Origin of the sequence: Blastococcus colisei (genome assembly GCF_006717095.1) — a bacterium.
GTDB lineage: Bacteria > Actinomycetota > Actinomycetes > Mycobacteriales > Geodermatophilaceae > Blastococcus_B > Blastococcus_B colisei.
This window is the reverse complement of record NZ_VFQE01000001.1, coordinates 3,658,912-3,673,402: the sequence shown is the minus strand read 5'-3', so window position 1 is coordinate 3,673,402 and position 14,491 is coordinate 3,658,912. Positions and strand designations below refer to the sequence as shown.

Below are 14,491 nucleotides of genomic sequence, written 5' to 3'. Positions count from 1 at the left end.
GCGGGCACCTTGCGCGGGATGAAGGCACGCCGTCCAGCCGTACGTTCGCGACATGTCCGATGCACCTGAGACCATGGCCGAGTGAGTGACGAACGGAAATCGAAATCGCGCCTCTGGCACAGGCGCCGGAAGCCGAGGCCCAAGCAGGACACGCGGCGATCGCTGCTCCGCGAACTTCCGATCCTGCTCGTTGTCGCGTTTGTACTGGCATTGCTCGTGAAGACCTTTCTTGCTCAGGCGTTCTTCATCCCGTCTGGCTCGATGGAGCAGACCTTGCACGGCTGTACCGGCTGCACGGGCGATCGCCTCCTGGTCACGAAGCCGCCCTACTGGTTCTCTGATCCGCAGCCCGGTGACATCGTCGTATTCAAGGGGCCGGACACATGGAGCCCCGAAGTGGAGACCGAACCTGCATCGAACTGGTTCACGGGCGCGCTCACTTGGCTGGGTCGGACTGTGGGGGTTGCTCCGCCCGCTGACGACGACTTTGTCAAGCGAGTGATCGCCGTCGGCGGCCAGACAGTGCAGTGTTGCGACGCGGAGGGCCGGGTCACAGTCGACGGGAATTCGCTCGATGAGCCCTACATCTTCGAGCCAAAGCCGCCCCAAAGTCGTGCTTTCGGGCCGGTGACCGTGCCGGAGGGGCGGCTCTTTGTGATGGGTGACCACCGTAGTGCGTCTAGCGACTCGTCGATTCACATCAATGACCGGTACGGCGGGACCATCGCGGTAGACGATGTCATTGGGAAGGCGTCGTTGATCGTTTGGCCCCTGAGCAGGTTTGGCTGGCTCGACTCGCCAGACATTCAGCAGGCGCAAGCAGACGCTGCCACGTCGAGAATCCCCGTAGGCCTCGGTTTGGCCGTATCCGCCCTCACTCTGCCGACGCAACGCAACGAGTAGGCGCTGAACAGCCTCGTCGCCGGCGTCCCGCTGACCCATCCGCTCCTGACACGACGGGTCGTCGCTTCCGCGGCACGAAGCTGCTCGGCGGAGGAGCTGGCCAGCTCGACCACCACGCGCGGCACTCTGTGGGCAGCCGTCCACGCCGAGCGCGCCGCCCTCGCCGACGACCTCGCCGACGTCGAAGACACCCAGTGGGCGCAGCCGTCGCTGTGCGGGCGCTGGACGGTCGAGGAGGTCATCACGCACCTGACCGCGGCTGCCCGCGGCGGGCTGGCGAGCGTCCTGGGCGCGCGGTTCGACTTCGACGTGCACAACGATCGCCGTCTGGCCGAGCATCGCGGTGCCACACCTGCGGAGACCCTCGAGCGGCTCCGTCGCGTCGTCACCAGCACCACCGCGGCGTCGGGTCACACCGCGGCCTGGCTCGGCGAGGTCGTCGTGCACGCCCAGGACGTGCGCCGTCCCCTCGGGCTCCCCCGCACCCCGCCGACCGAGGCGGTCACCGAGGTCGCCCGCTTCTACGCTAGTCGAGACTTCACCGTCCCCAGCCGCAGCACCGCGGTCGGGCTGCGCCTGGAAGCGACCGACGGCCCTTTCACGACTGGCACAGGCCCTCTCGTCACCGGTAGCACGCTCGCCCTGACCATGGTCATGGCCGGCCGCCGCGTCTACTGCGACGACCTCACCGGCTCGGGGGCTTCCGTCCTGCGCGATCGCTGCTCGCCCTCCTGAAGCGCATGCGGGGCCGGCCTGATAGGGCGAGTCCAAGCGCATGAGCGCTGCCGCTCGTCGTCCCCGGACCGTGGAGTGGCGGCGGTGCCTACTCAATCCGTGCAGAGGTCCCGCCAGTAGTGACGCCGCATCACGAGGCAGGGATGACTTCATCATGAGGAAGGGGTGACATCACGCACTACGCCGTGACTCCCTGACCCGGTGGGATGGGTGCATGAACTTCGAATTTGTCGGAGACCTTTTCATCCAGCTAACTCAGTTCGCCGCCGGACTGGAGCCCTGGCAGCAGGTCGGCGCACTATTTATCTTCGGCATGATCCCGTTCATCGAGTCCTACCTCGGCAGCTTCATCGGCACCATCGTCGGCATCGACCCGTTCCTCGCCGTACCCGCCGCCGTCATTGGCAACATCGTGTGCACCTTCCTGATGATCGCCCTCGCCAGCGTTGTTCGGGGTGCTGTCACCCGGGGCCGAGAGGGCAAGCCGATGTCCAAGGGCAAGCGGAGGGTTGCCAAGTACTTTGAACGTCTCGGTGTTCCTGGCGTCTCCTTGCTGGGAGCGATCATTCTGCCCACCCAGATCACCGCGCCGACTCTGGTCGCTCTCGGCGCGCGCAAAGGTGCTGTGTACCTGTGGATGGGTATCGCCATCATCGTCTGGGGCATCGCCTTCGGGTTCTTTGGAGACCGCGTCCTCACCTGGTTCGGGTGAAGACGACGGGGGACCCCTCATGAACGACATTCACTCGGGCATGCATCCGAGTGACGTGTCTGCCCGCTTGGAGAAGACCCCGGAGGGCGCGTCTCCGGCGGTCGAGGTCGTGGATCTGTGCCGCCGGTATGGCGATTTCGCGGCGGTCGGGGGATCTCCTTCGAGGTATTCGCCGGGAGGTGTTCGCCCTGTTGGGCCCCGAGTGAGGGCACAGGCGCGGCCAGCCACGGACGGTCAGGCAACATGAGCGCCGTGCCGACCGTCGCACGCTGGTGGGGGAGCCGCTCGGGCCCCGAGCGCATCGACGTCTACACCCGCTGGTCGTTCTACAGCTGGATCGCCCTCACACCGGTGCTCGCCGGGGTCGTGATCGGTGGCGCCGACCGGCTCGGTTCACCGGTGTGGGGCGTTGCCTTCGTGGCCGGGGGTGTCGCGGTGGCCGTGGCCGGTATCTGGGTCACACGAGCGGGTTTGGCCGCGCATAGGCGTGGCGACCCACTGCCCGGCCGTCCGGTCGCCATTGCATCGGCGGCCGGGCTGATGACCGCGGCCGCCGGCGTGGTGGCGCTCGCGTCCGGGGACGGCGGTTCCCCGTCCCTGGGCTGGTCAGTGGTTCTCCCCCTGGGCATGGTGCTCACCGCCTGCTCGACCGTGTGGGCCACCCGCGTTCTCACTCCACTGGCTGTCGGGCTCGGTGTGCTCGGCGGGCTGGTTCTCCTGGCCGACGGCGCCTCGATCCGGGTTGCGCTGGGCTCTGCCGCGTCCTTCGCCGCTGCGGCGGTCGGCATCGTGCTGGCCTTCCGTTTCACGGTGTGGGTGCTGGACGTGGTTCAGGAGATGGAGCGCAGCCGTGGCGTGCAACTGCAGCTGGCCGTCGCCGAGGAGCGGTTGCGGTTCTCCCGCGACCTGCACGACGTGATGGGTCGCAATCTGTCGGTGATCTCGGTGAAGGGTCAGCTGGCCGGAGAGCTGATGCGCCGGCAACGGTCCGAGGCGGTCGATGAGGTCGTCGACATCAGCCGGATCGCCGAGGAGTCGCTGCGTGAGCTGCGTGACGTGGTCCGGGGCTACCGCCGCGCGGACCTGGCCAGTGAGCTCGCCGGTGCCCGCTCGGTGCTCCGCGCCGCGGGGGTGGCCTGCACGGTGCTGGCCGAGCAGGACGCCGCCGCGTTGCCGGCCGCGGTGCAGACCGCGCTCGGCTGGGTGGTACGGGAAGCGGTGACTAACGTGCTGCGGCACAGCCAGGCAACCGGGTGCACGGTCACCCTGCGCGCGGAGGGCGGGACGGCACACTTGCGGGTGGTCAACGACGGCGTGGCCGGCGAAAAGATGGTCAAAGCCGTGGACGGGGCGCCGGGTAGCGGCCTGACCGGTCTCGCTGAACGGCTGGCAGACGCCGGTGGCCGGCTGGAGGCTCACCGGGAGGGCGAGCAGTTCCAGCTTGCCGCGCGCGTGCCGATCGGGGCGAACGCATGATCCGTCTGCTGCTTGTCGATGATGAGAACCTGATTCGCTCCGCACTGGCTGCGCTGCTGGCACTCGATGACGACCTCGATGTCGTTGCCCAGGCCGCCTCGGCCGAGGAGGCCATGGTCATGGCACGGGCGCACACTCCCGACGTTGCCATCCTCGACTTGCAACTGCCCGACGGGGACGGCATCTCGCTGGCCGCTGAGCTGGCGAGGCTCGTGCCCGGCTGCGCCATGGTGATCGTCACCGGCCACGGACGGGCGGGACACCTCAAGCGCGCGCTGGAGGTCGGCGTCCGCGGCTTCCTGCCCAAGACGGTGAACGCCGCCGTGCTCAGCGACGTCGTCCGCACCGTGCACCGCGGTGGCCGTTACGTCGACCCGGAACTCGCTGCTGAGGCGATCAGCGCCGGTGACAACCCCTTGACACCTCGTGAGGCCGACGTGCTCGAACTGGCAGCCAGTGGCGCTCCGGTCGAGGAGATCGCCGCGCGCGTCCACCTCTCACCTGGAACGGTGCGCAACTACCTGTCGTCGGCAGCCGCAAAACTGGGCGCGGCGAACCGGCACGCAGCCGTCCACGTCGCCCGCCGGCACGGCTGGATCTAACGCCGTCCCGGCGCATTGAGGATCCCTTGGCGGGACAGGGTGAGTCGACGTCGGCGACGGCCTGGATCGTCGCCGTAGCGGATTGGTCTTATGGGAGGACGGACGTCGCTGGCCGTGGTCGAGCGGCTTCCGGCTGGTGGCGCTTGGCAAAGGGCGCTGTTCCAGCACCTGGTTGCCAAATCGGCAACTAGATGCCAGAATCCCGGTATGGACGACAACGCCTCTCGCCTCATCTCGGACCCAGCTGACGCTCGGGACTCACTCCAGCGGGCGGACGAGTTGACCGCGCGTGCAGCGCGGCAGGCTCGCTGGGTGCCCACGTACATGGCCGGGTTCGCGGTTGCCATCGGCGCGCTGACTCTCCTGATCGGCTCGGCAGCTCGCCCCCACGACATCGTCGCCCCCATCAGCGGGATCGTCACCTTAGCGATCGCGACCGTCGCCTGCGCCTACTCGCGGCCGGTGCGGGGCGGCTTCTCTCGGCGGGTCTACCGTGCTGGCTGGATAGGCACCGGCCTCCTCTACGCCGCAGCACTGGTAGCGGGAATCTTGCTCGGTTGGCCGCTGTGGGGATGGGTGATCGCCTCGATAGTGGTAGCCATCCCGCTGGCCGTCGCCGCGTGGACCATCTATCGCTCCCTCCGATGAGCAGCACGGATACTGCTGGGGCGCCGAGCGCTCCGCATCCACGCCACGATCTCGACCCGTTGCTGCTCCACGGCGTGCGATTCTCCGTGCTGGCTATCGCGGTTAGCGTTGGCGAGATCGCCTTCTCCTATGTGTGCGACGAGCTTCAGGTCAGCAAGTCCGTTCTCAGCAAGCAGCTGACTACGCTGGAAGAAGCCGGCTACGTGCGGGTGAGTAAAGTTGCTGATGGCCGCCAGGCGCGCACTTGGATTCATGCGACGGGTGAGGGTCAAGCCGCCTTCGGCCGACACCGCGCCGCGCTCGAAGCGATTGCCGGAGGAGCTTAGGCGACCGCGTTGGCATCCATGACCGGGTGAGCAGGTAAGAGTCGCCGTACGGGACGGTGGTCGCCTTGCTGGTGGCAGAAGGGCCGTCGGGTCATCCGTCCGACTCCCCACGCCTCTTCCTGACCAAGGTTGCTGACAGGTCAAGGATCCCCGTGCGGGACACGGTGGCTTCGGCCGCCTGCAGAGTTGCCGTAGCGGGTTTCATTTTGCGGGCGGTGGCACTGTCGGGTTCCGACACCCAGTGCCGCTGCACCGAACATGCCTTCTCTGGGCACCCCTCCCAGTAGGGACGCCACGTGCGATCGTGTCCACATGCCCAGCCCGGCCCTCCCCTGTACCGCCGACATGAGTCCGCACGTCACGGTGGTGGAGCTGCCGCCAAGGAGTCACACCCACGAAGCCACTGGTCGCCCGCTTCGGAAACCACGGGGTGACCATCGAGGCCGTGAGTCGCTGACCCGTTCCGCCGGGAGCCGGTCGCAGGCGCCCCGGCACTGACCGGCGGCCTCACTGGACGGGAGGCAAGGCGGTGGAGCTCGGAAGCGGTAGGTGTGGGTGCTCTCCGGTGTGGGCGACACTCGATGTCGCCGACGTAAAGTATGGGTTTTCTATGGGCACGATGCCCCACGGCGTGCTGTGGCCCGATGCCGACGGGCTTCTGACCAGGGAAGATATAGCCTTGTGGTGCGCCATCAGGGACTCGAACCCCGAACCCGCTGATTAAGAGTCAGCTGCTCTGCCAATTGAGCTAATGGCGCGTGTCGCCCCGGCCTGCTGGGCGACGAGGGAGAACGATACCAGCGCCCCGACGCCGGACGGCCGGCACCCAGCGTGATGCTCGACTCGGTCGTTCCGCCCTCCGGACGTGGACACTGGGAGGCTGGTCCACGGTCCGGGCGCCGCCGGGCCGGGGTTCCACGGGAGAGGACGGGCGAGGGTGCGCAGGACAGCAGCCATGATCACCGCAGGGGCGATGATCGTCCTGGCGGGGTGCAGCGGGGGCGACGTGGGCGGGTCGACGGCCGCCCCGGTCGCCGAGGCGCCCGAGGCGCAGGTGCAGCTGGCCCTGGCCGACGGTTCGGCCGGCGTCTCGCCCGTGGTCCCGCTCGAGATCTCGGTGACCGACGGGAAGCTGGGCGACGTCACGCTGGTCGACGGCGCCGGGACCGAGATCCCCGGTGCGGTCGGGCAGGAGGCCGGCCCGGACGGCGCCGTCTGGGCGCCGGAGACGCCACTGGCCTACGGAACCCAGTACACGCTGACCGCGTCCGCCGTGAACGAGGACGACGAGGCGACGACGGCGTCCTCCACCTTCACCACGGTCACCCCCGAGACGCTGTCCACGCCGTCCATCGGGCCCCTCGACGGGCAGACCGTCGGGGTGGGCATGCCGATCCGCGTCTACTTCGACGACCCGGTCGCCGACAAGGCCGCCGTCGAGAGGCACCTGAAGGTCACCAGCTCCACCCCGACCGACGGCGTCTGGAGCTGGCTGGGCGACGCCGAGGTGCACTTCCGGCCCTCGACCTACTGGCCGGCGAACACCGAGGTCACGCTCGACGCCAACCTCTACGGCGTCGACTTCGGCGAGGGGGTGTGGGGCGAGAAGAACCGCAGCATCAGCTTCTCGATCGGCGCCAAGCACGTCTCGATCGCCGATGCGGCGACGCACACCCTCGAGGTCTACGACGGTGACCAGCTGGTGCAGACCTTCCCCATGAGCGCCGGTGGCCCCGAGTTCCCGAGCCGGAACGGCCCGCACGTGGTCACCGAGCTCAACCGCGACCGGGTCATGGACTCCAGCACCTACGGCGTGCCGGTCGACAGCCCGAACGGCTACCGGACCCCCGTCGAGTACGCGGTCCGGCTCAACAACAACGGCGAGTTCGTGCACGCGGCACCGTGGTCGGTGGCCCAGCAGGGGAACACCAACGTGTCGCACGGCTGCATCAACCTCTCCACCGAGCGGGCGGCCTGGTTCTTCGACTTCTCCCAGCCCGGCGACATCGTGGAGATCAGGAACTCGATCGGGCCGACGCTCTCGGCCGCCGACGGAGACATCTACGACTGGGCGATCCCGTGGGACCAGTGGCAGGCCGGCAGCGCGCTGAAGTGATCGTCCGAGCCACCGAGGCGTTTCCGTTCCGCAGCGGTCGGGCACAAGATCCCTGGTTCTGAGGAGGGATCGCTGTGGACACCTGGCTCATCATCCTGATCGTCGCCGTCGTCATCGTCCTGCTGGTGCTGGCGGCGCTGGCCATCTCGAAGCGCGGGCAGGGAGCGAAGGCTCGCAAGCGGGAGCAAACGCGGGAGCAGGCGCGGGAGCATCTGCAGGAGGCCCACGTGCGGGGCGCCCAGGCGGAGAAGGAGCAGGCGCTCGCCGAGGAGCAGGCCGCCCGCGCCAGGCGTGAGCGCGCCGAGGTCGAAGAGCGCACCGCACTGGCCGAGCAGGAGGCGCGCGAACGCGCCGCTCGCGCCGGCGAGCACCGGTCGGAAGCCGACTCTCTCCGGGCCAAGGCCGAGAAGCTGGCTCCGGACGTGGTCGCCGACGGGCACGGTCGACACGGCACCGACCAGACCGCCCACCCCGGTCCGGCCGCGCACGACGACCGGGCCGCGCACCGCGACGTCTCCACCAGTCCGCAACGGACGGTGGACCCGGACGAGCCCGGAGGTAGCGGCGCGACCCGCCGCTGAGTTCTGGCGCCCCGGACGGTCACACCTCCTGTGAGGTCGCCGTCCGCGGGCACCAGGACCGCGCCGGGAGCCGTCGACCCGGTCGGCTCCCGCCCCTACGGTCGCCCTCACGTCGATCCGTCGACACCGGAGGGGCGCCATGACAGACCTGCTGGCCATCGGTACGCGAAAGGGACTGTGGCTCGCCCGCAGTGACGACGGCCGACGCACCTGGACGCTCGGGGAGCCGAACCTCCTCGCCCAGGAGGTCGCCGCCGTCTCGATCGACACCCGGCGACCGACACCACGGATCCTGGCCGGTATCCAGTACGGCCACTGGGGGCCCACCGTCATGTGGAGCGACGACGTCGGCGCGACCTGGAACGAGACCGACCACGGCGCCATCCGGTTCCCCGAGGGCGAGGACGCGGCGCTGGCCCGCGTCTGGCAGCTGCGGCCGGACAGCGCCGACCGCCCCGACGTGGTGTGGGCCGGCTGCGAGCCGCACTCGCTGTGGCGCAGCACCGACGGTGGCTGCTCGTTCGACCTGGTCCGCGGCCTGTGGGACCACCCGCACCGGAAGACGTGGGAGCCCGGCGGCGGGGGAGGCGCGGTGCACACGGTGCTGCCGGACGCGGCGTCGGACCGCGTCACGGTCGCGATGAGCACCGGCGGCGTCTACGTCAGCGAGGACGGCGGCGGTGACTGGGCACCCCGCAACCGCGGGATCACCGCGGTCTTCCTCCCCGACGAGCTGCCCGAGTACGGGCAGTGCGTGCACAAGGTCGCCGTCGACGCGAGCGGCCCCGACCGGCTCTACGCGCAGAACCACTTCGGCGTCTTCCGCAGCGACGACGCCGGCGGGTCCTGGACGTCGATCGCCGAGGGGCTGCCCGCCGACTTCGGCTTCCCGATCGTCTCCTCCCCGCACGCCCCGGGCACCGCGTGGGTGATCCCGCTCGTCGCGGACATGCAGCGGGTTCCCCCGGGGGGCCGGCTGCGCGTGCACCGGACGCGCGATGCGGGGGAGACGTGGACCGAGCTGGGGGCGGGCCTGCCCGACGGGAACTGGAGCGCCGTCATGCGGGACGCGTTCTGCGCTGACGCCCACGACCCGACCGGCCTCTACTTCGGCACCCGTGACGGCTGCGTCTACGCCAGCGCCGACGAGGGGGACGCGTTCACCCTGGTCGCCGACCACCTGCCCGACGTCCTGACCGTCCGCGCGGCCCGGTTGACGTGACCGAGCTTGCGAGGTCGCGCGGAGGTAGAGCACGGTCCGGCACGGGTCCGACGAGCGCCAGCGAGGAGGAGAAGTGACGGTGCAGGTGCTGCTGCCCGGCGTCCTCGCGTCCCTCGCCGGAGGCGCCAGGCATCTGGACGTCGACCCGGCGGGCGGCACCCTGGCCGATCTGCTGGACACCCTGGCCGTGGCCTACCCGATGCTCGGCCGGCGGATCAGGGACGAGACCGGTCACGTGCGGCGGTTCGTGAACATCTACGTCGACGGGGACGACGTCCGGTTCCAGGGCGGGCTCACCACGCCCGTGCGGGACGGCGCTGAAGTGCAGGTGCTGCCGTCAGTCGCCGGCGGCTGACCCAGGCATAGGAACCTATACCTGCGGTATCGCGCCGATTCCGCAGGTATAGGTTCCTTTACCCTCGGAGGGCTGCGCTGTCAGAGCGCGGCGAGGGTGGCGCAGTTCTCGCAGAGCTGCTGGTCCTCGTACCCCTCGGGCGGCCAGGGCTGCTGCTCGTCGATGGAGACGTACGCCCCGCAGAGCGCCTTGCGGCTCTGCCCGTTGACCCGGCCGATGGTGGCGTGCGCCGGGCCGATCTGCCGCGGCTTCAGGCCCTCCGCACCGAAGGAGCCGACCATCACGACCGCGTGGGCTGTTCCGTACGCGTAGACGCTGGTCATGTCCGACAGAGTCCGAGGCTTCCGGCCGTCACGCCAGCACCGCCGGTCACGTGTCGTCCGCAGCCGTCACACGGGTCCCACCCGTTGCGAGAAGCAGGAGAAATGCGCCGAAGCCCCCATTCGGCGGTACGGACGGGGGCTCTCGGGCGGAGCAGCAGGGGTCACCCGGCGTAGATCTTCTCCACCTCGCCGGCGAACTCCTTCATGACCACCGAGCGCTTCAGCTTCAGGGACGGCGTCAGCTGGCCGCCCTCCACCGTCCACTCGACGGGGAGGATCTCGAAGGAGCGGATCGACTCTGCCTTCGACACCTGCTTGTTGGCGCCGTCGACAGCGGCCTGGATCTCGGCGAGCACCTCGGGGTCGTCCACCAGGTCGGCCATCGGGGTGTCGCTCGGGCGGCCCTTGCTCTCCAGCCAGCCCGGCAGCGCCTCGACGTCGAGGGTGATCAGGCAGCCGATGAAGGGCCGGTTGTCGCCGACGACCATGCACTGGCTGATCAGGGGGTGGGCTCGGATCTTGTCCTCGAGGATCGCGGGGGAGACGTTCTTGCCGCCCGAGGTCACGATCAGCTCCTTGATCCGCCCGGTGATCGTCACGTAGCCCTCGGCGTCGATCTCGCCGATGTCCCCGGTGGCGAACCAGCCGTCGCGCATCGTCTCGGCCGTGGCCGACGGGTTGTTCCAGTAGCCGGTGAACACCTGTGGGCCACGCACCTGGATCTCACCGTACTCCGCTATGCGGACGGCCGACCCCGGTGCCGGCCGGCCCACCGTGCCCACCTTCAGGGCGTCCGGGCCGCTGACGGTCGCCGGGCCGGTGGTCTCGGTGAGCCCGTAGCCCTCCAGGATCGTGACGCCGATGCCCCGGAAGAAGTGGCCGAGCCGCTCGCCGAGCGGGGCGCCGCCGGACAGCGCGTACTCGACCTTGCCGCCCATCGCCGCCCGGAGCTTGCCGTAGACGAGGGTGTCGAACAGCTTGTGCTGCAGGTTGAGGCCGAGACCGGGGCCGCCGGTGTCCTGCGCCTTGGACCAGGCGACCGCCACGCGCTCGGCGCGGTCGAAGATCGCGCCCTTGCCGCCGGCGTGTGCCTTCTGCCGGGCGCCGTTGTAGACCTTCTCGAAGACCCGCGGAACCGCCACGAGGAACGTCGGCTGGAAGGTGCCGAGGTCGGCCAGCAGCTGGGTGAGGTCGCCGGTGTGGCCCAGGCGGGCGCCGTTCTGCACGCAGCTGACCTGGATGATCCGGGCGAAGACGTGCGCGAGGGGAAGGAACAGCAGGGAGCTGGCGTCGTCGGCCCGCATGGCCGGGATGACGGTGCCCGCCAGCTCGGCGACGTAGAGCAGGTTGCCGTGGGTGAGCTCGCAGCCCTTGGGTCGCCCGGTCGTGCCGGAGGTGTAGATGATCGTGGCGAGCGTGCCGGTGGACAGCGTCGTGCGCCGCTCGGTCAGCTGGTCGACCGGGACGTCGGCGCCGCGGACGGCCAGGCCGTCCAGGTCGCCGGCCTCGATCTGCCATACGTCGCGGAGCTCCGGCAGGCGGTCGCGGACGGAGTCGACCATCTCCTGGTGGGTCGCGGTCTCGACGACGACGGCCACGGCGCCGGAGTCCGACAGGATCCACTGGGCCTGCTCGGCCGACGAGGTCTCGTAGATGGGGACGGCGACACCGCCGGCGGTCCAGACGGCGTAGTCGGCGAGGCTCCACTCGTAGCGCGTCTTGCTGAGGATGCCGACCCGGTCACCGGCCTGGACGCCGGCGGCGATCATGCCGCGGGCCAGTGCCGACACCTGCTCGGCGAACTCCCTGCTCGTCACGGGAACCCACCGACCGTCGACGCTGCGGCTGAAGGCGACGTGCTCCGGGGTGGCCGTGGCGTGGTCGGTGACCGCGTCGGGCAGGGCCGCGGTGGCCGGGATCTCGAACGCGGTGGGGGTGGAGTACTCCTGCACGTGGGCTCCTGTGGGTGACACGGCGGTGTGACGTGGAACGCAAACATACAGAACGATTGGTCTGTATGTTGACCTGCGCGACATCGTCACCAGACCGAAATGATCACCCCCGGGGGGTCCCCTGTGCAGTCCGCGCTCTACGAGGCCGACCACGAAGCGTTCCGCGCGACGGTCCGCGAGTTCCTGGCCAAGGAGGTCGTGCCGCACCACGCGGCGTGGGAGGAGGCCGGCGTGGTCGACCGCTCGGTCTGGACGAAGGCCGGCGCGCAGGGGCTGCTCGGCATGGACGTGAGCGAGGAGTACGGCGGCGGCGGGGTGAAGGACTTCCGCTACAACGCCATCCTCTCCGCCGAGATCAGCCGGGTGGGGGCCAGCGGACTCGGCTTCGCGCTGCAGAACGACGTCGTCGCGCCGTACCTGATCGGGCTCACCACCGACGAGCAGAAGCGGCGCTGGCTGCCCGGGCTCGTCAGCGGCGAGAGCATCACGGCCATCGCCATGACCGAGCCGGGCGCCGGCTCGGACCTGCAGGGCCTGACGACGACGGCCCGCCGGGACGGCGACGAGTGGGTGCTCAACGGGTCCAAGACGTTCATCACCAACGGCATCAACGCCGATCTGGTCATCGTGGTCGCCCGAACCGATCCCGAAGCCGGCGCCCGCGGCTTCTCCCTGCTCGTCGTCGAGCGCGGCATGCCGGGCTTCGAGCGCGGGCGGAACCTCGACAAGGTCGGCCTCAAGGCGCAGGACACCGCCGAACTCTTCTTCTCCGACGTGCGCGTGCCGGCGGCCAACCTGCTCGGCACCGAGGGGCACGGCTTCTTCCACCTCATGGAGAACCTGCCGCAGGAGCGGCTCTCCATCGCCGCCGGCGCCGTCGCCTCCGCCAGGATCGTCCTCGACCTGACCGTCCAGTACTGCAAGGACCGCACCGCGTTCGGCAAGCCGATCGGGAGCTTCCAGAACACCCGCTTCGAGCTGGCCGAGATGCACACCGAGGTCTCGATCGCCGAGACCTACCTGGAGAAGGCGATCGGTGAGCACAACGCCGGCCGGTTCACCGTCGAGGACGCCGCCATGGCCAAGTGGTGGACGACGGAGCTGCAGAAGCGCGTCGTCGACCGGTGCCTGCAGCTGCACGGCGGCTACGGCTACATGCTCGAGTACCCGGTCGCGAAGGCCTACCTCGACTCGCGCATCCAGACGATCTACGGCGGGACGACCGAGATCATGAAGGAGATCGTCGGCCGCTCGCTCGGCGTCTGACCCAGGTGCAGTTATGGCCATTTCTGCACCATCACCCACGCACGAGAGGACCGGCATGACCGCCGAGGCGTTCATCTACGACGCCGTGCGCACCCCGCGCGGCAAGGGCAAGAACACCGGAGGGCTGCACTCGGTCAAGCCGATCAGCCTGACCACCGGGCTCATCGACGCGGTGAGGGACCGCAATCCGGGCCTGGACCCGGCGCTGGTCGACGACATCGTGCTCGGCGTCGTCTCTCCGGTGGGCGAGCAGGGCGCCGTCATCGCCCGGACGGCGGCGCTCGCCGCCGGCCTGCCCGACACCGTGGCCGGCGTCCAGATCAACCGGTTCTGCGCCAGCGGCCTGGAGGCGGTCAACCTGGCCGCGCAGAAGGTGCGCTCGGGCTTCGAGGACCTCGTCTTCGCCGGCGGCGTCGAGTCGATGTCGCGGGTGCCCATGGGTTCCGACGGCGGTGCGTGGCCGATGGACCCCGAGACCGCCGCGGCCACCGGATTCGTTCCCCAAGGCATCGGCGCTGACCTGATCGCCACCCTCGCCGGGTGGAGCCGTCAGGACGTCGACGCCTACGCCGCCGAGTCGCACGCCCGCGCCGCCAAGGCCTGGTCGAACGGCTACTTCGACCGCTCGGTCGTCCCGGTCGTCGACAAGAACGGCACCGTCGTCCTCGACACCGACGAGCTGGTGCGCCCCGGCACCACGGTCGAGTCCCTGTCCGGGCTGCCCTCGGCGTTCGCCGGCATCGGTGACATGGGCGGCTTCGACGCCGTCGCGCTGCAGAAGTACCACTGGGTCGAGCGGATCGACCACGTGCACACGGCCGGCAACTCCAGCGGCATCGTCGACGGCGCCGCGCTGGTCGTCGTCGGCACCGAGGAGGCCGGAACCCGCAACGGGCTCATCCCGCGCGCCCGCATCCTGAGCACCGCCGTGTCCGGGGCCGACCCGGTGATCATGCTGACCGGCCCCGCTCCGGCCACCCACAAGGCGCTGGCCAAGGCCGGGCTGACCGTCGGCGACATCGACCTCGTCGAGATGAACGAGGCGTTCGCCGCCGTCGTCCTGCGCTTCATGGCCGACACCGGCTTCGACCACGAGCAGGTCAACGTCAACGGCGGCGCCATCTCGATGGGGCACCCGCTGGGCGCCACCGGCGCGATGATCCTGGGCTCGCTCGTCGACGAGCTCGAGCGGCGCGACCTGCGCTACGGCCTGGCCACCCTGTGCGTCGGCGGCGGCATGGGCATCGCCACCGTCGTCGAGCGAGTCTGAGGAG

The 14,491-nt window shown here is 69.7% G+C and carries 15 protein-coding genes and 1 tRNA gene; 13 read left to right on the top strand and 3 right to left on the bottom strand.

The annotated features are described in order from the left end of the window. The first annotated feature begins 81 nt into the window (after nucleotides 1-81). The 7 genes from lepB to FHU33_RS17450 all read left to right on the top strand — a co-directional run bounded on the left by lepB (nucleotide 82) and on the right by FHU33_RS17450 (nucleotide 5,402). Nucleotides 82-903, top strand: coding sequence for a signal peptidase I (gene lepB / locus FHU33_RS17480; protein WP_142026475.1), 822 nt, complete (start codon nucleotides 82-84; stop codon nucleotides 901-903). 3 nt (nucleotides 904-906) lie between these two features. After that, nucleotides 907-1,638 carry a maleylpyruvate isomerase family mycothiol-dependent enzyme gene (locus tag FHU33_RS17475; protein ID WP_342778686.1) on the top strand — a complete coding sequence of 244 codons (732 nt, stop codon included), beginning with the start codon at nucleotides 907-909 and terminating at the stop codon, nucleotides 1,636-1,638. Between the two features lie 214 nt (nucleotides 1,639-1,852). Beyond that, nucleotides 1,853-2,350 (top strand): hypothetical protein, encoded by a 498-nt coding sequence (locus FHU33_RS17470; protein WP_142026473.1) that lies wholly within the window; start codon nucleotides 1,853-1,855, stop codon nucleotides 2,348-2,350. 252 nt (nucleotides 2,351-2,602) lie between these two features. Further along, nucleotides 2,603-3,826 (top strand): sensor histidine kinase, encoded by a 1,224-nt coding sequence (locus FHU33_RS17465; protein ID WP_170182498.1) that lies wholly within the window; start codon nucleotides 2,603-2,605, stop codon nucleotides 3,824-3,826. Beyond that, a complete protein-coding gene (locus FHU33_RS17460) occupies nucleotides 3,823-4,428 on the top strand; it encodes a response regulator transcription factor (protein ID WP_142026471.1) in 606 nt (201 codons plus the stop codon). Before FHU33_RS17465 ends, FHU33_RS17460 begins: the two co-directional genes overlap by 4 nt. Before the next feature lie 312 nt (nucleotides 4,429-4,740). After that, nucleotides 4,741-5,076 (top strand): DUF4175 domain-containing protein, encoded by a 336-nt coding sequence (locus tag FHU33_RS17455; RefSeq protein ID WP_142026470.1) that lies wholly within the window; start codon nucleotides 4,741-4,743, stop codon nucleotides 5,074-5,076. Continuing rightward, the gene (locus tag FHU33_RS17450; protein WP_142026469.1) at nucleotides 5,073-5,402 is read left to right on the top strand and encodes a transcriptional regulator; all 330 of its coding nucleotides are present in this window, start codon (nucleotides 5,073-5,075) and stop codon (nucleotides 5,400-5,402) included. Before FHU33_RS17455 ends, FHU33_RS17450 begins: the two co-directional genes overlap by 4 nt. A gap of 682 nt (nucleotides 5,403-6,084) precedes the next feature. Here FHU33_RS17450 and FHU33_RS17445 read toward each other — a convergent pair. Further along, nucleotides 6,085-6,160: transfer RNA gene (locus FHU33_RS17445), tRNA-Lys, on the bottom strand. 197 nt (nucleotides 6,161-6,357) lie between these two features. Here FHU33_RS17445 and FHU33_RS17440 point away from each other — a divergent pair. The 4 genes from FHU33_RS17440 to FHU33_RS17425 all read left to right on the top strand — a co-directional run bounded on the left by FHU33_RS17440 (nucleotide 6,358) and on the right by FHU33_RS17425 (nucleotide 9,676). Continuing rightward, nucleotides 6,358-7,518, top strand: coding sequence for a L,D-transpeptidase (locus FHU33_RS17440; protein ID WP_142026468.1), 1,161 nt, complete (start codon nucleotides 6,358-6,360; stop codon nucleotides 7,516-7,518). Nucleotides 7,519-7,592: 74 nt separating this feature from the next. Beyond that, complete coding sequence (locus tag FHU33_RS17435) at nucleotides 7,593-8,099, top strand: hypothetical protein (RefSeq protein WP_142026467.1); 507 nt, start codon at nucleotides 7,593-7,595, stop codon at nucleotides 8,097-8,099. A gap of 139 nt (nucleotides 8,100-8,238) precedes the next feature. After that, nucleotides 8,239-9,321 (top strand): WD40/YVTN/BNR-like repeat-containing protein, encoded by a 1,083-nt coding sequence (locus FHU33_RS17430; protein WP_142026466.1) that lies wholly within the window; start codon nucleotides 8,239-8,241, stop codon nucleotides 9,319-9,321. A 73-nt stretch (nucleotides 9,322-9,394) separates the two neighbouring features. Next, the gene (locus FHU33_RS17425; RefSeq protein ID WP_142026465.1) at nucleotides 9,395-9,676 is read left to right on the top strand and encodes a ubiquitin-like small modifier protein 1; all 282 of its coding nucleotides are present in this window, start codon (nucleotides 9,395-9,397) and stop codon (nucleotides 9,674-9,676) included. Between the two features lie 80 nt (nucleotides 9,677-9,756). Here the strand turns inward: FHU33_RS17425 and FHU33_RS17420 are convergent, their stop codons facing one another. Continuing rightward, nucleotides 9,757-9,999: a hypothetical protein gene (locus FHU33_RS17420; protein ID WP_142026464.1), complete on the bottom strand. Its 243-nt coding sequence runs from the start codon at nucleotides 9,997-9,999 to the stop codon at nucleotides 9,757-9,759. 161 nt (nucleotides 10,000-10,160) lie between these two features. Beyond that, nucleotides 10,161-11,951 carry an AMP-dependent synthetase/ligase gene (locus tag FHU33_RS17415; RefSeq protein ID WP_142026463.1) on the bottom strand — a complete coding sequence of 597 codons (1,791 nt, stop codon included), beginning with the start codon at nucleotides 11,949-11,951 and terminating at the stop codon, nucleotides 10,161-10,163. Between the two features lie 99 nt (nucleotides 11,952-12,050). On the opposite strand from FHU33_RS17415, the gene FHU33_RS17410 reads away from it, so the two are divergent. Then, entirely contained in the window at nucleotides 12,051-13,217 is a 1,167-nt protein-coding gene (locus tag FHU33_RS17410) for an acyl-CoA dehydrogenase family protein (protein ID WP_211355168.1), read from the top strand. Nucleotides 13,218-13,272: 55 nt separating this feature from the next. Continuing rightward, nucleotides 13,273-14,487 carry an acetyl-CoA C-acetyltransferase gene (locus tag FHU33_RS17405; protein WP_142026462.1) on the top strand — a complete coding sequence of 405 codons (1,215 nt, stop codon included), beginning with the start codon at nucleotides 13,273-13,275 and terminating at the stop codon, nucleotides 14,485-14,487. The last annotated feature ends 4 nt before the right edge of the window (nucleotides 14,488-14,491 follow it).

What these genes read in the sequence shown, in the direction of transcription:
- FHU33_RS17470 (WP_142026473.1), top strand. Translation starts at nt 1,853, where the DNA reads ATGAACTTCGAATTTGTCGGAGACCTTTTCATCCAGCTAACTCAGTTC.
- FHU33_RS17460 (WP_142026471.1), top strand. Translation starts at nt 3,823, where the DNA reads ATGATCCGTCTGCTGCTTGTCGATGATGAGAACCTGATTCGCTCCGCA.
- FHU33_RS17450 (WP_142026469.1), top strand. Translation starts at nt 5,073, where the DNA reads ATGAGCAGCACGGATACTGCTGGGGCGCCGAGCGCTCCGCATCCACGC.
- FHU33_RS17440 (WP_142026468.1), top strand. Translation starts at nt 6,358, where the DNA reads ATGATCACCGCAGGGGCGATGATCGTCCTGGCGGGGTGCAGCGGGGGC.
- FHU33_RS17430 (WP_142026466.1), top strand. Translation starts at nt 8,239, where the DNA reads ATGACAGACCTGCTGGCCATCGGTACGCGAAAGGGACTGTGGCTCGCC.
- FHU33_RS17420 (WP_142026464.1), bottom strand. Translation starts at nt 9,999, where the DNA reads ATGACCAGCGTCTACGCGTACGGAACAGCCCACGCGGTCGTGATGGTC.
- FHU33_RS17410 (WP_211355168.1), top strand. Translation starts at nt 12,051, where the DNA reads ATGATCACCCCCGGGGGGTCCCCTGTGCAGTCCGCGCTCTACGAGGCC.
- FHU33_RS17405 (WP_142026462.1), top strand. Translation starts at nt 13,273, where the DNA reads ATGACCGCCGAGGCGTTCATCTACGACGCCGTGCGCACCCCGCGCGGC.